Origin of the sequence: Kitasatospora sp. GP30, from assembly GCF_029892145.1 — a bacterium.
Taxonomy (GTDB): Bacteria; Actinomycetota; Actinomycetes; order Streptomycetales; family Streptomycetaceae; genus Kitasatospora; species Kitasatospora acidiphila.
This window is the reverse complement of sequence record NZ_JARZAH010000046.1, coordinates 1-18719: the sequence shown is the minus strand read 5'-3', so window position 1 is coordinate 18719 and position 18719 is coordinate 1. Positions and strand designations below refer to the sequence as shown.

The 18719-nt window shown below is 71.2% G+C and carries 22 protein-coding genes and 1 pseudogene; 7 read left to right on the top strand and 16 right to left on the bottom strand.

The window, feature by feature from the left end; all coding sequences use genetic code 11:
* Positions 1-6: 6 nt before the first annotated feature.
* On the bottom strand, positions 7-465 hold the full coding sequence (locus P3T35_RS35490; RefSeq protein WP_101381324.1) for an Lrp/AsnC family transcriptional regulator: 459 nt from the start codon (positions 463-465) through the stop codon (positions 7-9).
* Between the two features lie 63 nt (positions 466-528).
* Entirely contained in the window at positions 529-1182 is a 654-nt protein-coding gene (locus P3T35_RS35485) for a UbiX family flavin prenyltransferase (protein ID WP_101381323.1), read from the bottom strand.
* A 61-nt stretch (positions 1183-1243) separates the two neighbouring features.
* Here P3T35_RS35485 and P3T35_RS35480 point away from each other — a divergent pair, with 61 nt between their 5' ends.
* Together P3T35_RS35480 and P3T35_RS35475 are read left to right on the top strand one after the other, a co-directional pair.
* Positions 1244-1999 (top strand): cyclase family protein, encoded by a 756-nt coding sequence (locus P3T35_RS35480; RefSeq protein ID WP_280709188.1) that lies wholly within the window; start codon positions 1244-1246, stop codon positions 1997-1999.
* Between the two features lie 72 nt (positions 2000-2071).
* The gene (locus P3T35_RS35475) at positions 2072-2782 is read left to right on the top strand and encodes an MOSC N-terminal beta barrel domain-containing protein (protein WP_101381322.1); all 711 of its coding nucleotides are present in this window, start codon (positions 2072-2074) and stop codon (positions 2780-2782) included.
* On the opposite strand, the gene P3T35_RS35470 is transcribed toward P3T35_RS35475, so the two are convergent.
* From P3T35_RS35470 to P3T35_RS35460, 3 genes are all read right to left on the bottom strand, one after another.
* Positions 2768-3157 (bottom strand): VOC family protein, encoded by a 390-nt coding sequence (locus P3T35_RS35470; protein ID WP_101381321.1) that lies wholly within the window; start codon positions 3155-3157, stop codon positions 2768-2770. The two genes, P3T35_RS35475 and P3T35_RS35470, sit on opposite strands and share 15 nt — an antisense overlap.
* Before the next feature lie 68 nt (positions 3158-3225).
* The gene (gene mqnP, locus P3T35_RS35465; RefSeq protein WP_101381320.1) at positions 3226-4134 is read right to left on the bottom strand and encodes a menaquinone biosynthesis prenyltransferase MqnP; all 909 of its coding nucleotides are present in this window, start codon (positions 4132-4134) and stop codon (positions 3226-3228) included.
* Between the two features lie 67 nt (positions 4135-4201).
* On the bottom strand, positions 4202-5659 hold the full coding sequence (locus P3T35_RS35460; protein WP_101381319.1) for a menaquinone biosynthesis decarboxylase: 1458 nt from the start codon (positions 5657-5659) through the stop codon (positions 4202-4204).
* Positions 5660-6144: 485 nt separating this feature from the next.
* Between P3T35_RS35460 and P3T35_RS35455 the strand changes: the two genes are divergently transcribed.
* Together P3T35_RS35455 and P3T35_RS35450 are read left to right on the top strand one after the other, a co-directional pair.
* Positions 6145-7731 (top strand): acyl-CoA carboxylase subunit beta, encoded by a 1587-nt coding sequence (locus P3T35_RS35455; protein WP_101381318.1) that lies wholly within the window; start codon positions 6145-6147, stop codon positions 7729-7731.
* Positions 7732-7802: 71 nt separating this feature from the next.
* Positions 7803-8006, top strand: coding sequence for an acyl-CoA carboxylase subunit epsilon (locus P3T35_RS35450; protein ID WP_101381317.1), 204 nt, complete (start codon positions 7803-7805; stop codon positions 8004-8006).
* A 140-nt stretch (positions 8007-8146) separates the two neighbouring features.
* On the opposite strand, the gene P3T35_RS35445 is transcribed toward P3T35_RS35450, so the two are convergent.
* From P3T35_RS35445 to hemL, 7 genes are all read right to left on the bottom strand, one after another.
* Complete coding sequence (locus P3T35_RS35445) at positions 8147-8551, bottom strand: hypothetical protein (protein ID WP_101381316.1); 405 nt, start codon at positions 8549-8551, stop codon at positions 8147-8149.
* A gap of 163 nt (positions 8552-8714) precedes the next feature.
* Entirely contained in the window at positions 8715-9869 is a 1155-nt protein-coding gene (gene ccsB / locus P3T35_RS35440; protein ID WP_280709187.1) for a c-type cytochrome biogenesis protein CcsB, read from the bottom strand.
* Between the two features lie 3 nt (positions 9870-9872).
* Positions 9873-11579, bottom strand: coding sequence for a cytochrome c biogenesis protein ResB (locus P3T35_RS35435; protein ID WP_180356528.1), 1707 nt, complete (start codon positions 11577-11579; stop codon positions 9873-9875).
* A 2-nt stretch (positions 11580-11581) separates the two neighbouring features.
* On the bottom strand, positions 11582-12346 hold the full coding sequence (locus P3T35_RS35430) for a cytochrome c biogenesis protein CcdA (protein ID WP_101381315.1): 765 nt from the start codon (positions 12344-12346) through the stop codon (positions 11582-11584).
* A complete protein-coding gene (locus tag P3T35_RS35425) occupies positions 12343-12939 on the bottom strand; it encodes a TlpA disulfide reductase family protein (protein WP_101381314.1) in 597 nt (198 codons plus the stop codon). The genes P3T35_RS35430 and P3T35_RS35425 overlap by 4 nt, the downstream gene beginning before the upstream one ends.
* Before the next feature lie 110 nt (positions 12940-13049).
* Complete coding sequence (locus P3T35_RS35420; RefSeq protein ID WP_101381313.1) at positions 13050-13727, bottom strand: histidine phosphatase family protein; 678 nt, start codon at positions 13725-13727, stop codon at positions 13050-13052.
* An 11-nt stretch (positions 13728-13738) separates the two neighbouring features.
* The gene (gene hemL, locus P3T35_RS35415) at positions 13739-15061 is read right to left on the bottom strand and encodes a glutamate-1-semialdehyde 2,1-aminomutase (protein WP_101381312.1); all 1323 of its coding nucleotides are present in this window, start codon (positions 15059-15061) and stop codon (positions 13739-13741) included.
* 402 nt (positions 15062-15463) lie between these two features.
* On the opposite strand from hemL, the gene P3T35_RS35410 reads away from it, so the two are divergent.
* On the top strand, positions 15464-15946 hold the full coding sequence (locus P3T35_RS35410; RefSeq protein WP_101385127.1) for a hypothetical protein: 483 nt from the start codon (positions 15464-15466) through the stop codon (positions 15944-15946).
* A gap of 37 nt (positions 15947-15983) precedes the next feature.
* On the opposite strand, the pseudogene P3T35_RS35405 reads toward P3T35_RS35410, so the two are convergent.
* Positions 15984-16595, bottom strand: a pseudogene (locus P3T35_RS35405) (CapA family protein); the annotation flags it as partial.
* A 38-nt stretch (positions 16596-16633) separates the two neighbouring features.
* Between P3T35_RS35405 and P3T35_RS35400 the strand changes: the two are divergent.
* Positions 16634-16786: a LuxR C-terminal-related transcriptional regulator gene (locus P3T35_RS35400; protein ID WP_101381310.1), complete on the top strand. Its 153-nt coding sequence runs from the start codon at positions 16634-16636 to the stop codon at positions 16784-16786.
* Between the two features lie 70 nt (positions 16787-16856).
* Here P3T35_RS35400 and P3T35_RS35395 read toward each other — a convergent pair whose 3' ends face one another.
* From P3T35_RS35395 to P3T35_RS35385, 3 genes are all read right to left on the bottom strand, one after another.
* The gene (locus tag P3T35_RS35395; protein ID WP_101381309.1) at positions 16857-17345 is read right to left on the bottom strand and encodes a GNAT family N-acetyltransferase; all 489 of its coding nucleotides are present in this window, start codon (positions 17343-17345) and stop codon (positions 16857-16859) included.
* A 41-nt stretch (positions 17346-17386) separates the two neighbouring features.
* A complete protein-coding gene (locus tag P3T35_RS35390) occupies positions 17387-17665 on the bottom strand; it encodes an RICIN domain-containing protein (RefSeq protein WP_101381308.1) in 279 nt (92 codons plus the stop codon).
* Between the two features lie 149 nt (positions 17666-17814).
* Positions 17815-18054, bottom strand: a complete 240-nt coding sequence (locus P3T35_RS35385; RefSeq protein ID WP_101381307.1) for a chaplin — start codon at positions 18052-18054, stop codon at positions 17815-17817.
* A gap of 277 nt (positions 18055-18331) precedes the next feature.
* Here P3T35_RS35385 and P3T35_RS35380 point away from each other — a divergent pair, with 277 nt between their 5' ends.
* The gene (locus P3T35_RS35380; protein ID WP_101381306.1) at positions 18332-18574 is read left to right on the top strand and encodes a chaplin; all 243 of its coding nucleotides are present in this window, start codon (positions 18332-18334) and stop codon (positions 18572-18574) included.
* Positions 18575-18719: the final 145 nt, after the last annotated feature.

Below are 18719 nucleotides of genomic sequence, written 5' to 3'. Positions count from 1 at the left end.
CGGTGCTCAGTCGCCGGCCAGCGGCAGGTCGCTGACCCGGCTCTCCCACTTGGTCGAGAGCACCACCGTGGTCCTGGTGCGGGCCACGCCCTTGGTGCCGGAGAGCCGCTTCACCACCGACTCCAGGCCCTCCACATCGGACACCCGCACCTTGAGCATGTACGAGTCGTCGCCCGCGATGAACCAGCAGTCCTCCACCTCGCCGAGGTCCTTCAACCGGTGCGCCACGTCCTCGTGGTCGGCCGCGTCGGTCAGCTGAAGACCGATCAGCGCCGTCACGCCGAAGCCGAGCGAGGCCGGATTGACCGTCGCCCGGTAGCCGGTGATCACACCGGCCTGCTCCAGCCGGTTGATCCGGTCCGTGACGCTCGGCCCGGACAGGCCCACCAGACGGCCCAGTTCCGCGTAGGAGGCCCGCCCGTTCTCGCGGAGCGCCTGGATGAGCTGTCTGTCCACCGTGTCCATGTACCGTCCCGCGTCCTTCCGAGCAGATATCGCACAGAACATACTCTCCCGGCCGGAGGCTTCTTACGCCCCCCGCGCCGCTCGGGCCGCACCCAGCTCGCCCGCCCACCGCCGGTACAGCCGATGCGGCACGCCGACCGCGTCCAACACCCGCCCCGCCACGAAGTCCACCAGCTCCTGGGCGGTCGAGCCGCCCGCGTAGAAGCCCGGTGAGGCCGGCAGGACCACCGCGCCGGCCGCGTCCAGTTCCACCAGGTGACGCAGCGTCACCGAGTCCAGCGGGGTCTCCCGGACGCAGACCACCAGCGGCCGCCGCTCCTTGAGCGTCACCGCCGCCGCCCGCTGCAGCAGGTCCTTGCTCAGCCCCAGCGCGATCCCGGCCACCGCCCCGGTGGTGGCCGGGACCACCAGCATCCCCTTGGCCGGATAGGAGCCGCTGGACGGACCCGCCGCGAAGTCACCGGCCGCCCAGTAGCGGACGTTGCCCAGGTCCACCTCGGCACCGATCCAGGCCGCCAGGTCGGTCTGCCAGTGCGCGTCCCGGAACGAGATCCCGGTCTCGTCCAGGATGGTCAGCCGGGCCGCCCGGCTGACCACCAGGTCCACCGCCTCGCCGGCCGCCAGCAGCGCCCGGATCACCGACGCCGCGTACGGCGTGCCGGAGGCCCCGGAGACCGCGACCACCCAGGGCCGCCGTACACCGTGCTTCTCGTCCATTTCGTGAGCCACCCGGTCACCCTAGGGCCTGCCGCGGGGCCGGGCGGGGCAGGATGGCTCCGTGACTGCTCCGGTTCTGCACGACCTCACCCATCAGGTCACCACCGGCATGCCCGTCTACCCGGGCGATCCCGTGGTGGCCCTGCGCCCGGCGCTGACCACCGACGCCGCCGGCGTCAACGTGCTCTCGGTCCACCTCGGCTCGCAGTCGGGCACCCATGTGGACGCGCCGTACCACGTGGACGTCACCTGGCCGACCCTGGACGGGCTGCCGCTGGAGCGCTTCACCGGTCCAGCCGTCCTCGCCGACCTGCGGGCGCTGCCGGCCCGCAGCGCGGTGACGGCCGAGCAGCTGGCGCCCGCGCTGGAGCGCTGGACCCCGGGGGCGATCCTGCTGCTGGCCACCGGCTGGCCCCGGTTCTGGGGCACCGAACGCTACCTGGCGCACCCGTATCTGACCCCCGAGGCGGCGCAGGCGATCGTCGACGCCGGGGTGCGCACCGTCGGTGTGGACGCGCTGAGCATCGACCCCACCCCCGACCCGGGCCCCGGCGACCCCGCGGTGGCCGCGCTGCTCGCCGACCTGACGGACGATCACGACCCCGGTGCCGGGGAGTCGGCCGAGCCGCCGGCGCTGGCCGCCCACCGGATCCTGCTCGGCGCCGAGGGCGGCGGGGTGATCGCCGAGAACCTCACCGACCTGACCGCCCTGCTGGAGGCCCAGGCCCGGGACAAGCCGATCCGGCTCAGTCTCTTCCCACTGCGGCTGGCGGCCGCCGACGGCGCCCCGATCCGGGCGGTGGCCGAGGTCGGCTGACGGGTGTTCGGCTACGGCAGTCCCGCCTCTTGGTCTAGACCAACTTGTGACGCCCCGCTAGGCTGACCAGCCATGGCAGAGATCATCGGTGTCGTCGAGCGGCTCTGGCGCTACCCCGTGAAGTCCACCGGCGGGGAACGCCTCGGGCAGGTGGCCATCGATGAACGCGGCCTGGCCGGCGACCGGCTCTACGCCGTGCGCGACGGCGACGGCAAGTTCGGCTCGGGCAAGAGCACCCGCCGGTTCCGCCGGATGGACGGCCTGCTGCGGCTCGGTTCCCGGCTCGGCCACCGGCTCGACCGCCCCGAGCTGCTCGACCCGCTCGGCCGCGCCGTCGCCGACCCCACCGCGTTCCTCCGCGCCTACCTGCAGCGCGACGACGTGGCGCTGGCCCGCGAGGACACCGTCTCGCACTTCGACCAGCTGCCGGTCAGCGTGGTCAGCACCGCCACCCTGGACTGGCTGCGCGACACCCTGCCCGGCACCCTGGTCGACGAGCGGCGGTTCCGCCCCAACATCGTGCTGCGCACCCCACCCGGCACCCGCCCGTTCTGCGAGGACGACTGGTTCGGCCACGAGGGCGGGTTCGGCTCCGGCGCCCGGCTGGCCTTCGTCCGCTCCAGCGAGCGGTGCGTGATGGCCACCACGGCCCAGCCGGGGCTGCCGCACGCCCCCGAGCTGCTGAAGCTGATCGCCGCCGAGCACGGCAACCGGCTGGACGCGCTGGCCGCGGTCAGCGCGCCCGGGCCGGTCCGGGTCGGCGACCGGCTACGGCTGCGCTGAACCGCCCCGCGCGGGCAGCAGGCAGAACGGGTGCCCCGCCGGGTCCGCGTAGATCACCCAGCCGCCCTGGCGCTGCAGGAAGGCCGCGCCGTGGGCGGTCACCTCGCGCTCCGCGACGGCCAGGTCGGGCACCTTCACGTCCAGGTGCACCTGCTGCGGGTGGGCCGGGTCCGGCCACTGCGGCGGGTGGTAGTCCACCACCCGCTGGAAGCACAGCACCAGGCCCGCCGGGGTGTGCAGGGTCGACCAGTCCTCATCCAGCGACCAGCGCGGGTCCGGACGGTCCACCTCCCCGCCGAGCAGGGTCGCGTAGAACCGGGCCAGCGCCGGCGGGTAGTGGCAGTCCAGGACCACGCACTCCAGCGTGCCGAGCATGACGGGCGCCTCCTCGCGATCGACGTGTTGCGGCCGGTCTTCGTGCGGCCAGCATGCCGCACCACGGCTCAGCTGAACCGCAAGCCGCGCAGGATCAGGTCCAGCAGGGCGAAGACGAACAGCGAGATGCCGACGAAGCCGTTGATGCTGAAGAACGCCCGGTTCAGCCGCGAGATGTCGTGCGGCCGCACGATCGAGTGCTCGTAGACGAAGGCCACCGCCACCATGACGAGGCCGACGTAGAACGCCGGACCGGCGTGGGTCAGCACCGCGTAGCAGAGCAGCAGGGCGGTGGTGATCGCGTGGCAGGCCCGGGCCCCGTGCAGGGCGCCCGCGATGCCGAACCTGGCCGGCACCGAGCGCACCCCCTCGGCGCGGTCCGCGTCCACGTCCTGGCAGGCGTAGATCAGGTCGAAGCCGCCGATCCAGACGCCGACCGCCAGGCCCAGCACCACGGCCTCCCAGGACCAGCTGCCGGTGACCGCCAGCCAGGCGCCGACCGGGCCCATCGCCTGCGCCAGGCCGAGGATCGCCTGCGGGAAGTCGGTGAACCGCTTGCCGTACGGATAGACCACCATCGGCACCACCGCGACCGGCGCCAGCGCCAGGCAGAGCGGGTTGAGCAGCGCCGCCGCACCCAGGAACACCAGCAGCGCCACCGCCGAACCGGTGTAGGCGGTGCGCAGCGAGACCGTGCCGGTGACCAGCTCGCGCCCCGCGGTGCGCGGGTTGCGGGCGTCCAGCTCGCGGTCGATGATCCGGTTCGCGGCCATCGCGAAGGTGCGCAGGCTCACCATGGCGATGGTGACGATCAGCAGCTCGCCCCAGTGGATCCGCTTGTTCGCCAGGAACATCGCGGTGAAGGAGGCGATGTAGGCGAACGGGAGGGCGAAGACCGAGTGCTCGATCATCACCAGGCGCAGGAAGGACTTGATCTTGCCTGGGGGCGGCGCCTCGAAGAGCTCGGCAGTGGTCACAGCCCGGGAACACCCCCGCGCGAGCGGGGGGCACGGCGACCGCCCCTCACTCCAAGCTTGTCATCCATCACAGCCCGTATTCCTTCCAGCGCTTGGTCACCAGGGCCGCCGTGGCGGGGTCCGAGGTGATCATCTCGGGCCAGCCGCCGTCGCGGGTGTAGCCCTCCTCGGGGAGCTTACGGGTCGCGTCGATGCCCGCCTTGCCGCCCCAGAACTTCTGGTACGAGGCGTGGTCCAGGTGGTCCACCGGGCCCTCGACCACGCTCAGGTCGCGGCTGTAGTCCACGTTGCCCAGGGCCCGCCAGGCGACCTCCTGGTAGTCGTGCACATCGCAGTCGGCGTCCACCACGATGATCAGCTTGGTCAGCGACATCATGTGGGCGCCCCAGATCGCGTGCATCACCTTCTGGGCGTGCTTGGGGTACTTCTTGTCGATCGAGACGATCACGCAGTTGTGGAAGCCGCCGGCCTCCGGCAGGTCGTAGTCCACGATGTCCGGCACGATCACCTTGAGCAGCGGCAGGAAGAACCGCTCGGTGAACTTGCCCAGCGGCCCGTCCTCGGTCGGCGGCCGACCGACCACGATGGACTGCAGCAGCGGGCGGCGGCGCATGGTGACGCAGTCGATGCTGAGCGCGGGGAAGAGCTCCTGCGGGGTGTAGAAACCGGTGTGGTCGCCGAACGGACCCTCCGGCAGCAGCTGGTCGGGCTCCAGCCAGCCTTCGAGGACCACCTCGGCGTCGGCGGGCACCTGCAGCGGCACCGTCTTGCAGTCGACCATCCGGACCCGCTCACCGGCCACGAAGCCCGCGAACAGGTACTCGTCGATGTCGCCGGGCAGCGGGGCGGTGGCCGCGTAGGTCACCACCGGCGGGCAGCCGAAGGCGATCGCCACCGGCAGCTTCTCGCCGCGCTTGGCCGCCACGGCGGCGTGGTTGCGGCTGTCCTTGTGGATCTGCCAGTGCATGCCGATGGTGCGCTTGTCATGCCGCTGCAGCCGGTAGAGGCCGAGGTTGCGGACCCCGGTGTCCGGGTCCTTGGTGTGGGTCAGGCCCAGGTTGAAGAACGAGCCGCCGTCCTTGGGCCAGGTGAACAGCGCGGGCAGCTGGTCGAGGTCGACGTCCTCGCCGCTGAGCACCACTTCCTGCACCGGCGCCTCGCCCGGCTTGACCTTGCGCGGCGGCACGTGGGTCATCGAGGCGAGCTTGCCGAAGGCGTCCCGGACGCCGGTGAAGCCGTGCGGGAGCTCTGGCTTGAGCAGCCCGGCGATCTTGTCGGCGATGTCGTCGGGGGACTTCAGGCCGAGCGCCTTGGCCAGTCGGCGCTCGGTGCCGAAGACGTTCATCGCCAGCGGCATCGAGGCGCCCTTGACCTTCTCGAAGAGCAGCGCCGGGCCCTTGGCCTTCTGCACCCGGTCGACGATCTCCCCGATTTCCAGATGGGGGTCGACCTCGGCCTTGATGCGCTTGAGGTCGCCTTCGCGTTCCAGGGCCCGCAGGAAGGAGCGGAGATCGTCGTATGCCATGGCAGCAGTATCGGGCACCTGGTGAACGGCTCCGGCGCCAGCCCCGCCCGCGGCCGGCTTTCGCGCCGCGCTAGCGGCCGTTCGCGGCTTTTGGCGCATCCCTACGATTTCGACCCGCCGCGGCCCGCGGTGCCCCGGCGCCGGTACGGTTCCGGGGGCACCCGCCGCCTGCCCCGGCCATGATCGGCCCCGGTACTGCCATACCCCTGCTGAGCTGGGCATCTGCGAGGAGTAAACTACGCCCCTACAGTTGACGGGCACCTTTCACGCCGGCCCGCGCCGATCACCCCCAGGCCCGCCCCGAGAGCGGCTCCCCGGCCGGTGCGCTGTATGGCTCCCACAGGTAAAGCTCCTGGACCTTGTACGGAATCAACGCCGAATCAGGGTGGCCGCGCCTCGTAGTGTCGTAGGGGAAGCACGAAATCGCAGCCGGGGCCCTACGACCGACACCGACTGCTCACTCGTTCGGGAGTTGGGAGTTCGAGATGCCGGTGGTGCAGGAGAGCGCGGCGGGGGACCCGGCCGACGCCCGCGGCCGGGTGGCGGAGCTCCTGGAGCTGCGCGACCAGGTGCGGCGCGGCCCGAGCGACAAGGCGACCGAGGCGCAGCACGCCAAGGGCAAGCTGACCGCCCGCGAGCGGATCGAGCTGCTGCTGGACGAGGGCTCCTTCCACGAGGTGGAGCCGCTGCGCCGGCACCGCGCCCAGGGCTTCGGCCTGGAGGCCAAGAAGCCCTACACCGACGGTGTGATCACCGGTTGGGGCACCGTGCACGGCCGCACGGTCTTCGTCTACGCGCATGACTTCCGGATCTTCGGCGGCGCGCTGGGCGAGGCCCACGCCCAGAAGATCCACAAGATCATGGACAAGGCGATCGCCGCCGGTGCCCCGCTGGTCTCGCTGAACGACGGCGCCGGCGCCCGCATCCAGGAGGGTGTCACCGCGCTGGCCGGCTACGGCGGCATCTTCCAGCGCAACACCAAGGCTTCGGGCGTGATCCCGCAGATCTCGGTGATGCTCGGCCCGTGCGCCGGCGGCGCCGCCTACAGCCCCGCGCTGACCGACTTCGTCTTCATGGTCCGCGAGACCAGCCAGATGTTCATCACCGGCCCCGACGTGGTGCAGGCGGTGACCGGCGAGAAGATCTCGCAGAACGGCCTGGGCGGCGCCGATGTGCACTCCGCCGTCTCCGGCGTGGCGCACTTCGCCTACGACGACGAGCAGTCCTGCATCGAAGAGGTGCGCTACCTGCTGTCGATGCTGCCGCAGAACAACCGCGAGATGCCGCCCGCCACCCCGGCCGAGGACCCGGTCACCCGCCGCTGCGAGGCGCTGCTCGACCTGGTGCCGGCGGACGGCAACCGCCCGTACGACATGCACAAGGTGATCGAGGAGATCGTCGACCACGGCGAGTACCTGGAGATCCACGAGCGCTGGGCGACCAATGTGATCGTGGCGCTGGCCCGGATCGACGGCCATGTGGTCGGCCTGATCGCCAACCAGCCGCAGTCGCTGGCCGGCGTGCTGGACATCAACGCCTCGGAGAAGGCCGCCCGCTTCGTCCAGATGTGCGACGCCTTCAACATCCCGCTGCTCACCCTGCTCGACGTCCCCGGCTTCCTGCCCGGCGTCGACCAGGAGCACGGCGGCATCATCCGGCACGGCGCCAAGCTGCTCTACGCCTACTGCAACGCCACCGTGCCGCGGATCTCGCTGATCCTGCGCAAGGCCTACGGCGGCGCCTACATCGTGATGGACTCGCAGTCCATCGGCGCCGACCTGACCTACGCCTGGCCGACCAACGAGATCGCCGTGATGGGGGCCGAGGGCGCCGCCAACGTGATCTTCCGCCGCGACATCAACGGCGCCGAGGACCCGGACGCGATGCGGACCCAGAAGATCAAGGAGTACAAGACCGAGTTGATGCACCCCTACTACGCCGCCGAACGCGGCCTGGTGGACGACGTCATCGACCCGACCGAGACCCGCGAGGTGCTCGCCGCCGCGCTCGCCATGCTCCGTACCAAGCACGCCGACCTGCCCAGCCGCAAGCACGGCAACCCCCCGATGTGACGGGCCGCCGCGTCGCGGACCGCGGCGCGCCCTGACCGTCCCCCAGTCACTCGCACTCTGGAGCGCATCCGATGACCGAGCCCCTGGTCCGCATCACCCGCGGCACCCTGACCGATGACGAGCTCGCCGCCCTGACCGCCGTACTGATGGCCCGGGCCGCCGCCGTGCAGGCCGTGCCCGCCGCCTCCCCGGTGGTCGAGCCGATCGCCCGCTGGCAGCGCCTGGAGCGCCGCCCGGCGTACTTCTCGCCCTTCAGCTGGCAGCAGGCCGCGTAGCCGGCGCCCATCTCGACACGGGGCCGTGCCCCAGCCGCTCGCCGCGGCCCTCGATCGCGGCGGGCGGCACCGTTTTCCCGGTCGGGCGGCTGGCCCTTCGGGTCGGGCGGCTATCCCTCTTGGGTCAGGCGGCCGTCCGGTCAGGCGGCGACCAGGGCCGAGGAGCGCCCGGCGTGCATCAGCTGCAGGTGGGCGGCGAGCAGGTGCGGGTCCTGGTCGAGCCAGAGCCGCAGCGCGGCGCCCAGCATCGCGCAGCCGGAGCCGAGCCGCACCCCGGTGGCGCCGGCCACCGCGTCGGCCGCCGGGACCAGCAGGTCGGCCAGCGGGCCGGGCAGCCAGACGGTCAGCGCGCACGGCGCGGGCTCGGTCAGCGCGGCCAGCAGCCGGTAGGCGCGGGCCGTGCCGTGCAGGGTGGGCAGGATGTCCAGCAGTCCGTCGGCGACCACCTCGGAGAGGTCGCTGCGGTGGCCCTGTGCCAGGCTGCGCAGCAGCCGGCGCTCCGCCACCGTGATCCGGACCGTCAGCATGATCTCGTCGCCGTCCACGGCGCGGTCCTCCTCACTCCGGTACGTTCTGCTTCGGCGCGGCCGCTGCAAACGCTGTGACCCTGCCCAGTTCGGCGGCCGCCATGCCGCACTGTGCCGACTCTCACTCACTTCGGGGCAACGCCGGGCGGCACCAGTGCAGGTGCCGCCCGTTGGCGGCCCGTCAGCCCACGCCGGCGTAGGAGTGCTTGCCGGTGATGAAGATGTTCACGCCGTAGAAGTTGAACAGGAAGCAGGCGAAGGCCAGCAGCGCCAGGTAGCCCGCCTTGCGGCCCTTCCAGCCGGCGGTGGCGCGGGCGTGCAGGTAGGCCGCGTAGACCACCCAGGTGATGAAGGACCAGGTCTCCTTCGGGTCCCACTCCCAGTACTTGCCCCAGGCCGCCTCGGCCCAGATCGCGCCCGCGATGATGGTGAAGGTCCACAGCGGGAAGACCATCGCGTTGATCCGGTAGGAGAGCTTGTCCAGGGTCGGGGTGGCGGGCATCCGCTCGAACACCGAGGCCGGGATCTTGAACGGGCCGTTCGGCAGCCCGGCCGCCTTGCGCTTGTCGTAGGACTCCCGGGCCAGGTAGACCGCGGTGCTGGCGAAGGCCGCGTAGAAGGCACCACCGCAGATGATCGCGGTGCTGACGTGGATGGCCAGCCAGTAGGAGTGCAGCGCCGGCACCAGTTGCTCGGAGTCGGTGTAGAGCACGCTGGTGGCCAGGCCCAGGGTGAGGGCGGCGGCCAGCACGGCGGGCAGGCCGAGCCAGCGGACGTTCTTGCCCAGGGCCAGCAGGATCAGGTACGCGCCGACCGTGGTGAGCGCGAAGGCGCAGGAGAACTCGTACATGTTCCCCCACGGGGGACGCATCACCGAGAAGCCGCGGAAGGCCACCCCGGCGACGTTCAGCAGCGCGCCCAGCACGGTCAGCGAGATGGCGATCCGGCCGAACATGTCGGCCCGCTCGCTGCTGCCGGCGGCGCCCGGGCCGTCCACGGCCTGCTCGCCGTCGCCGCGGCCGCTGGTCACCACGGTGGCGCCCTCGCCGGCCAGCGCGGTGCGGGTCAGCGTGGTGGTGCCGCCGCCGGCGGCGGCCACCGTGACGGTGACCTTCTTGGCCTTCTTGGCGGCTGCCGTCGGCGAGGCCGCCGCGGCGGCGGCGTCGGCGAGGCTGGCCTGCTCGACCGAGCGGCGGGCCACCGCACCCTTGCTGCCGAAGGTCCACTCGAACATGTGCGCGAACATGGCCAGCACGTACACGCCCATGGCCGACCAGATGCACTTGTTGGACAGGTCAGCCAGATGGGAGTTCACCCCGGAGGCGAGGAGGGACACCGTCTACTCCTTGGTTTCATCGACCGGGGCTGACACGGCGTCAGCCGGTTCGGATTCGTCGTCTGCCGGGGCATCGTCCTCTAGCGCCGGGGCATCGTCCTGCAGGTCGACGGCGAGTTCGGCGAGCTCTTCGGCGATCTTCGCCGACTCGCTGCGGCCCAGGCCGGCCAGCTCCACCAGGGTCCGGCCGTCCGGGGTGGCGACGGCCCGCACCCAGATCCGGCGGCGCTGCACGAAGAGCGAGCCGACCAGGCCGACGATCGCCAGCACCGCGCCGGTGAGCGCGACCGAGTTGCCGGGGCGGTGCGACACCGAGAAGGTGGCCCACTTCTTGTAGCCGTCGAAGCTGATCGAGCCGTAGCCGTCCGGCAGGGTCCAGCCCTGGCCGACGGCCAGCTTGACCTTGGCGGGCTGACCGTCCTGGACCATCTGGGTCAGGTGGCTCATGTCGAGCTGGTAGACGTTCTGCGGCACGCCGGATTCGGTGCCCAGGTCGCCCGAGTAGGCGGTCAGCACCAGCGCCGGCTCGGTGGCGCCCGGGAAGAGCGAGCGCGGGCCGGTGGTGGCGTCGAAGTTGGCCGGCGGGGTGGGCAGGAAGAAGCCCGAGAACCCGAGCTCGACCTTCTTGCCGTCCTTCTGGCCGTAGTCGCCGACCTTGACCACACCGGTGGAGGTCAGGTTGCTGTCCTGGGGCAGGAACGGCACCGCGTCGTGGTAGACCACCTTGCCGCTGCCGTCCTTGACCGTGACCACCGGCGCGTAGCCGTGGCCGATCAGGAAGACCTTGCTGCCGCCGATCTCCAGCGGGTTGTTGACCGAGATGTCGCCGGCCTTCAGCTTGGTCGGGTCCTCGCCCTGCCAGTAGTGGATGTGGGCGGTGAACTCCCGGGGCTGGCCGATCTGGGGGCCGGTGAGCTGGTAGGTGTCGGTGAAGCCGTCCAGCTTGAAGCCGAACGGGTCCAGGTCCTGGGAGGTGTAGAAGGCCGTGCCGGAGAAGTCGTCCAGCTGGGTCATGGTGTTGGAGAAGCCGTCGCCCTCGACCACCAGCTTGCCGCCCTGGCCGCTGGCCAGGGCGGCCCAGGCGAAACCGGCCAGCAGGGCGAACAGCGAGAGGTGGAACAGCAGGTTGCCGACCTCGCGCAGATAGCCCTTCTCGGCCGCCACCGCGCCACCGGACACGTGCGCCCGGAACCGCCGCTTGCGCAGCAGCCGCTGCGCCGCCGCCACCGCGGCCTCGGGGTCGGCGTCGGTGCGCCAGGCCGCGTAGACCGGCATCCGGGTCAGGTTGGCCGGCGCCGCCGGCGGCTTGGCCCGCAGCACGCCGACGAACTGCCAGGTGCGCGGGATGATGCAGCCGGCCAGCGAGATGAAGAGCAGGATGTAGATCGCGGAGAACCAGACCGAGCTGTAGACGTTGAACAGCTGGAGCTTGTCGTAGAGCGGGGCCAGCCCCTTGTGGGTGGCCTTCCAGGTCTGCACCTTGAAGGCGTTCTCACTGGTCTGCGGGATCAGCGAGCCCGGGATGGCTGCCAGCGACAGCATGAAGAGCAGGATCAGCGCGACCCGCATCGAGGTCAGCTGACGCCACATCCAGCGCAGCCAGCCCAGCACCCCTATCCCGGTGGGGCCGTCCGACTCCACCGGGGCGCTGGTCAGCCGCTCGGCGGCTGCGTCTTCGGGCTGCTCGGTGCGCAGCTCGGTGTCACTCACGATCAGATTCCGATCTCGCCGCTGGGGGCCAGGTACTGGAGCTGGTTGACCAGGTAGTCCCAGCCACCGGTGATCAGCAGCACACCGACGACGACCAGCATCGCGCCGCCGATCCGCATCACCCACTGGTAGTGCTTCTTGATGAAGCCGAAGGCGCCGACCGCCTTGCGGAAGGCGAGCGCCGCCAGCACGAACGGCAGGCCGAGGCCCACACAGTAGACCGCCATCAGGAACGCGCCACGACCGGCACTGGCCTGGTTGAACGAGAGCGCCTGGAGCGAGGCCATGGTCGGCCCGATGCACGGGGTCCAGCCCAGCCCGAAGACCACGCCGAGCAGTGGTGCACCGATCAGGCCGACCGCGGGGCGCCGGTGCGAGCGGACCTCCCTGGTGGAGAACCCGGGCAGCACGCCCGCGAACGCCAGGCCCATCAGGATGGTGAAGCACCCCAGCACGATGTTGATGGTGTGCCGGTACTCCTGCAGAGTCTGGCCGAACTCGCCGAAGGCCGCGCCGAACGACACGAAGACGGCGGTGAAGCCGAGGATGAAGAGCAGCGCGCCGAGCAGCATCCGGCCGCGCCTGCGCCCCTGGGCATCGGCCAGGTCGGCCGCCGAGAAGCCGGTCACGTAGGAGAGGTAGCCCGGCACCAGCGGCAGCACGCAGGGCGAGAAGAACGAGACCAACCCGGCGGCGACCGCCACCGGCACGGCGAGCAGCAGCGGGCCGCTGAGCACCGTCTGGTTGACGTCGTCGGCGAGGATCACGACTTCTCCGCGAGGATCGGCGAGACCATCGAGTCCAGCTCGTCCGGGGTGAGCCCCTTCATCGCGCGGGCGGCCAGCCGGCCCTGGCGGTCGATCACCACGGTGGTCGGGATCGACTGCGGGTTGAGGCTGCCCTTGGGGAACTTGAGGATCTGGGTGCCGTCCGGGTCGTAGATGCTCGGGTAGCTGATCCCGTTGAGGTCCTCGAACCGCTTGGCGTTGGTCACGTCGGTGTCGCGGGTGTTGATCCCGAGGAACTGGACGCCCTGGCCCTTGTACTTCTCGTAGACCTGCTCCAGGCCCTTGGCCTCGGCCCGGCAGGGCGAGCACCAGGAGCCCCAGATGTTGAGCACCACGATCTTGCCCTGGAAGTCGGACAACGCGGTGGGCTTGCCCTCCAGGTCGTTGCCGCTGATCGCGGGTGCCGCCGTGCGGGCCGTCACCGGCACGGTGGCGATGCCGCCGCTGCCCATGACGAACCCGGCCTGGGCGTCACCGCTTCCGCCGGAGCCCGAGGAGCTGCAACCGGCGAGGGTCAGGGCGGCTGCCGCGGTGAGCACGGCGGCCATGCGGAGGCGAGGCGTACCAGACATGTGAAAAGTTTCGCATGGCACTTTCAGCCGGTTCAGGGGGGTCCGCCCTTGTGTGTCGGACCCCCGCTGACCTGTGGCTGTAAAGAACTTCTAAGACGCAGCGCCGGTGGTTAGGCCCCGAAGCTCTTGGCCACCGGCGCGTCCCCGCGCTTGCCCTTGCCGGCCAGGTGGGCCGGCAGCAGGTCGCGGGCCGGCTCCGAGTAGCCGATCGAGACCAGCTTGTCGCCCTCGTAGGTGAAGCTGGTGAGCGACGCCAGCGAGCACTGCCGCTTGCGCGGGTCGTGCCAGAGCCGGCGCTTCTCGGCGAACGAGCGGGCGATCCAGATCGGCGACTGGTGGCTGACCGCCACCGCCTCGTGGCCGCGGGCGGCGTCCCGGGCGGCGGCCAGCGCGGCCATCATCCGCACCGCCAGGTCGATGTACGGCTCGCCCCAGGACGGGCGGAACGGGTTGGTCAGGTACTTCCAGGCGGACGGGTTCTTCAGCGCGCCGTCGCCGACGCCGAAGACCTTGCCCTCGAAGACGTTGCCCGCCTCGATCAGCCGCCCGTCGACCGCGATGTCCAGGCCGTGCGCCTTGCCGATCGGCGCGGCGGTCTCCTGGGCCCGCTCCAGCGGGGAGGCCACCACATGGGTGATGTCCCGGTCGGCGAGGTGCTCGGCGACCCGGTCGGCCATCTGCCGGCCCAGCTCGGAGAGGTGGTAGCCGGGCAGCCGGCCGTAGAGCACGCCCTCCGGGTTGTGCACCTCGCCGTGGCGCATCAGGTGCACCACCGTGGTCTCGGTCATCTGGCGTCCTCTCAGCTCGCGGTCGCGCGCGCGGCGGCCTGGGCGGCGGCCGGCAGCGCGGCGGCGATCCTATCGATCGCGCGTTCGTCGTGGGCGGACGAGACGAACCAGGACTCGAAGGCGGACGGCGGCAGGTAGACCCCGTCGGCCAGCAGGCTGTGGAAGAACGCGGTGAAGCGGAACGACTCCTGACGCTTCGCCGCGTCGTAGTCGGTGACCGGCTGGTCGGTGAAGAAGACCGAGAACATGTTGCCGGCCCGCTGCACGCGGTGCGCCACGCCCTCCTTGGCGAGGGCGTCGGTGACCAGGCCGGAGACCGTGTCGGCGACCCGGTCCACGGTGGCGTAGACCTCGTCGGTGCAGCCCCGCAGCTGGGCCAGGCCGGCGGCGGTGGCGATCGGGTTACCGGAGAGGGTGCCGGCCTGGTAGACCGGGCCGGCCGGGGCCAGGTGGGCCATCACGTCGGCCCGCCCGCCGAAGGCCGCGGCCGGGAAGCCGCCGCCCATCACCTTGCCGAAGGTGAGCAGGTCGGGCGCCCAGCCCTCGTGCGCCGCCTCCAGGCCGTACCAGCCGGCCTTGGAGACGCGGAAGCCGGTCATCACCTCGTCGGAGATGAACAGCGCGCCGTTCTCCCCGCAGAGCTTGGCCAGGCCCGCGTTGAAGCCCGGCAGCGGCGGGACCACGCCCATGTTGCCCGGCGAGGCCTCGGTGATCACCGCGGCGATCTCGCCCGGGTGCGCCCGGAAGGCCTGCTCGACGGCGGCCAGGTCGTTGTACGGCAGCACGATGGTGTCGCCGGCCTGCGCGCCGGTCACGCCGGGGGTGTCCGGCAGCGCGAAGGTGGCCAGCCCGGAGCCGGCGGCGGCCAGCAGGGCGTCCACGTGGCCGTGGTAGCAGCCGGCGAACTTGACGATCTTGGCGCGGCCGGTGAAGCCGCGGGCCAGCCGGATCGCGGACATGGTGGCCTCGGTGCCGGAGGAGACCAGCCGGACCTGCTCGACCGGGGCCACCCGGGCCACGATCTCCTCGGCCAGCTCCACCTCGCCCTGGCCGGGCGTGCCGAACGAGGTGCCGTGGGAGACCGCCTGCCGCACGGCCTCGAGCACCGCCGGGTGCGCGTGGCCCAGGATCATCGGACCCCAGGAGCAGACCAGGTCGACGTACTCGCGCCCATCGGCGTCGGTCAGGTACGGGCCGCTGCCCGAGACCATGAACCGCGGGGTACCGCCGACCGCGCGGAAGGCTCGCACCGGCGAGTTGACCCCGCCGGGGGTGACGACCGAGGCGCGCTCGAAGAGCGACTGGGACTGGGGGGCTTCATACGGGTAGCTCACAAGGCTCCATCCTCTCAAACCGCTCCGGTCTCAAATCGTGTCCTTTACCTCTGCATGTCGGACCCGATCATCTGGAACGATGATCCGTGTGCGGTTGCCGGTCGATTCATCCCGCACACTGGAGGTCACGACCACCGCATCCCGGCGCGGGCGTGACGCGATGTGACGCGATCTGGTCGGTCGTGTCTGATTTCGGTCATAACAGTCGTGACAAGAGTGACATAACGGGAAAATGGGGCCTCCGGCGGGACACCGGCAGGCCCGGGGGTCTGTCGATTCCGGCGAATTCCGGTGAGGATGGTCCGAGTGTCCGAGGAGCAGGACGGCTTCGAGGAGGCCGCGGGGGCAGGCCACAAGGCGGCCCGCGCGGGAAGGGGAAGGCGGGGTGAAGGTCGCGTGGGGGTGACGTACAAATACTTCGGCGCACCCGACCGGGCCACCGCCGCGAGAGTCCCCACCGCGCTGGGCCCGGGCGGGCTCGGCCTGGACGCCGGCGAGCTCGGCTCGCTCGGCCGGCTCGGCGACCTCATGGAGACCAGCGGCTCCCCCAACGGCCACCTCTCCACCAAGATCAAGCCGGAGACCATGAGCGCCATGGTGCTCACCGGCATCGAGGGCGTGCCGCTGCACCAGGTCCCGCCACTCGAACTGGTCGTCCTGCACCCCGACTACGCCGTGGTCCAGCTGCCCCACACCGTCGTCGAACCCCTCCGCAAGGCCGACGACACCGAACTCGGCGCCGCCGCCTTCATCTGGTCGACCGTCCCCGACCGGCGCGGCCCGCGCGACGCCTTCGTCATCTACACGATGCTCCACGAGTGGCAGGACTTCGCCAACCGCCTGCACGACGCGGGGCACCAGCTGTACTGCTTGGTGTGGCCCTGAGCTGAGTGCGGGTCACTTCCTGGCGGGGGGTCGGATCTCACGGCCCGTCGAGCAGCAGCTCGCCCGGGCCGGCGTCCGGCACCGTGACGGTGGTGGCGTACGGCTCGGCGAGGCGGGCCAGGTCGGTGGGGATCTCCGCGGCCTCGCCCCGGTCGGCCAGGCGGGGGCGGCCGCGGCGGTGCACCGGTTGGCTGAAGCCGAGGGAGACCGGGTGGAGCCGGACGTCCACCAGGTCGCCGTCGAGGAAGGTGAGCAGCGGGACCACGGACTGCCAGTACTCGCGGTGCGGGGCGAACAGGCGGCGGCCGTGGCCGCCGAACTCGTCGAAGTAGCGCCCGGGGGTGACCGGACCGGGGAGCGGGAGCCTCGCGTAGTCCTCGGCCGGGACGTGGTCGGACAGTTCGAGCTGGCTGACGACGTTCCCGAGGCTGTAGAAGATCGGTCTGCCCCGGTACAGCTCCACGCCGCGCAGGAAGTGCGGGCCGTGCCCGGCCACCGCGTCGGCGCCCTCGTCGATCATCCGGTGTGCGAAGGCCCGCAGGAACTCGGCCGGGTCCCGCCGGGACTCGCCGGGCTCATGGGAGTGCACGCTGACCACGACCACGTCCGCCCGGCGGCGGGCCTCGGCCACCCAGCCGGCGATCCCGTCGAGGTCCCTCGGGTCGCACTCGGTGCTGCAACCAGCAGATCGCCCACCGGCTCCTCCTCGCCGAGAAGACCGTCCGCAACTACGTCTCCCGGATCTTCACCAAGCTCGACGTGCACGACCGCACCGCCGTGGCCGTCCAGGCCCGCGACGCCGGCCTCGGCGCGGTCGACCTCGGCACGCGGGTGCGGTGAAGTCCGTCGGTGCCGCCTTGATCAGCGCTCAGGTCCGCTGCGGCGCAAGGCCGTTCCTCCGGGACGCTGCTCAGTCCCGGTCCAGGGCGTGGACGGTGATCGGGCAGCCGGCGAGGGTGTCCTCGCGCAGGACGGTGAAGCCGAGGCGGGCGGCGACGGCGGTGGAGGCGGTGTTGCCGTGGTGGATCATGGCGGTGATGCGCGGGAGGGCGAGGGTGGTGAAGCCCCAGTCGACGACGGCGCGGGCGGCCTCGACGGCGTAGCCCTGGCCCCAGTGGGCGCGGGCGAAGGTCCAGCCGGCCTCGACCTCGTCGAACTGGGACCAGTGGTTGAGACCGCTGCGGCCGATCTGCTCGCCGGTGGCGGCGAGTTCGACGGCGCACAGGCCGTGGCCGCGGGTCTGCCACTGCTCCTCGATGGCGGTGAGCCGGGCGGTGGCCTGCTCGCGGGTGTAGGCGCCGACGAACCGGTTGACCTCGGGGTCACTGTGCAGTTCCACCCACCAGTCGGTGTCGGCGAGGGTGAGGGGGCGCAACCGCAGGCGTGCTGTCGTGATCACCGGCCTACGGTAGCGCCCCCGTTCGACGGGATGATGCGGGGTCAGCCCAGGTAGACGATGCCGAGCTTGGTCAGCTGCCACTGCTGGGCGGCCGAGCCGCTGTCGGCGGCCAGTTCGACGAGCGGGTTGCCCTGGGCGTCGTGGTCGCCGCTCAGGGTGGCCACCTCGGTCGGGTCCTGGGAGTCGGCCAGCTTGTAGCTGCCGTTGCCGGCGGGCTCGACCAGCCAGTGCTGGTTGGCGCCGCCGTCGCAGCCCCACTGCTCCAGCCGGGTGCCGGGGGTGTGTGGGGGTCGGAGTGGTGCGAATGAGCGAAGCCACATGCCAGGTACTGACAAGTAGATCAACAAGGCTTCCGGTAGCGAGAGTTGAGGTTGTCTCGCATCCCCTCACATCTGCCGGGCATCGCGAAGCCGCCGCCCGGGCCGCCTCAGGAGGAGGAGCGGTGGACGGCGGCTTGCGCGCGGCCGGCTCAGTCGTTGTTGATGCAGGTGTTGCCGAACGCCGGGTTCAGCAGACCGATCACGTTGACGCTGTCGCCGCAGATGTTGATCGGGATGTGCACCGGAACCTGGATCAGGTTGCCGGAGAGCACGCCGGGGGAGCCGACCGCGGCACCCTCGGCACCCGCACTGGCCATGGCGGAACCGGCACCCGCGGCGACGATGCCGACCACGGCGGCGCCGACAGCGGCAGCCTTCTTGACGCTCATTTCAGTCTCCTTGTTGCTGAGCACGATGCGTGCGTGACCGGCAAAACGATTGCCGGGCAAGCTGGTTGCGGGTCGGCTGTCCGCAACCACCCGTTCGTACGAACCGAGGGCCTTTCGGTAGCGATCGGGTGATGTTCCTGACCGCGACCCGTTTCCGCGCCGCCGCATCATCGTTCTCCTTCCCGAAGCGCTTTCACGAACCGCCTCGGGAAACCTTCCCGCTCGGGAAAGAGGCCCCGGGATATCCGACCTGGGCAATCAACGGAGGAATACCCCCATGCGCAAGTTCTCGAAGACTCTGGTCATGTCCGCCGCGGCTGCCGGCCTGCTGCTCGGCGGCGCCGGTGTGGCCGCCGCCAGCGCGGGTGCCGAAGGCGCCGCGGTCGGCTCCCCGGGTGTGCTCTCCGGCAACCTGATCCAGGTTCCGATCCACATCCCGATCAACATCTGCGGCGACACCGTCGACGTGGTCGGCGTCCTGAACCCGGCGTTCGGCAACACCTGCATCAACAACGACTGAGCCGGCCTCAGTTCGGCTCCACAGTTCAGATCCACAGGAGGTCCCCCATGAACGCGAAGAAGATCGCGGTCCTGTCCACCGCCGCCGTCGGCATCGTGCTCGGCTCCGCCGGCTCGGCGCTGGCCAGCGCGGGCGCCGAGGGCGT

Bases quoted from the DNA above. Each gene is read 5' to 3' on its own strand.
- P3T35_RS35475 (WP_101381322.1), top strand. From the start codon at position 2,072: ATGGCAGAGATCATCGGTGTCGTCGAGCGGCTCTGGCGCTACCCCGTG.
- P3T35_RS35380 (WP_101381306.1), top strand. From the start codon at position 18,332: ATGCGCAAGTTCTCGAAGACTCTGGTCATGTCCGCCGCGGCTGCCGGC.
- P3T35_RS35390 (WP_101381308.1), bottom strand. From the start codon at position 17,665: ATGTGGCTTCGCTCATTCGCACCACTCCGACCCCCACACACCCCCGGC.
- P3T35_RS35385 (WP_101381307.1), bottom strand. From the start codon at position 18,054: ATGAGCGTCAAGAAGGCTGCCGCTGTCGGCGCCGCCGTGGTCGGCATC.
- P3T35_RS35455 (WP_101381318.1), top strand. From the start codon at position 6,145: ATGCCGGTGGTGCAGGAGAGCGCGGCGGGGGACCCGGCCGACGCCCGC.
- P3T35_RS35470 (WP_101381321.1), bottom strand. From the start codon at position 3,157: ATGCTCGGCACGCTGGAGTGCGTGGTCCTGGACTGCCACTACCCGCCG.
- P3T35_RS35450 (WP_101381317.1), top strand. From the start codon at position 7,803: ATGACCGAGCCCCTGGTCCGCATCACCCGCGGCACCCTGACCGATGAC.
- P3T35_RS35420 (WP_101381313.1), bottom strand. From the start codon at position 13,727: ATGACCGAGACCACGGTGGTGCACCTGATGCGCCACGGCGAGGTGCAC.
- P3T35_RS35460 (WP_101381319.1), bottom strand. From the start codon at position 5,659: ATGGCATACGACGATCTCCGCTCCTTCCTGCGGGCCCTGGAACGCGAA.
- P3T35_RS35425 (WP_101381314.1), bottom strand. From the start codon at position 12,939: ATGTCTGGTACGCCTCGCCTCCGCATGGCCGCCGTGCTCACCGCGGCA.
- P3T35_RS35485 (WP_101381323.1), bottom strand. From the start codon at position 1,182: ATGGACGAGAAGCACGGTGTACGGCGGCCCTGGGTGGTCGCGGTCTCC.
- P3T35_RS35490 (WP_101381324.1), bottom strand. From the start codon at position 465: ATGGACACGGTGGACAGACAGCTCATCCAGGCGCTCCGCGAGAACGGG.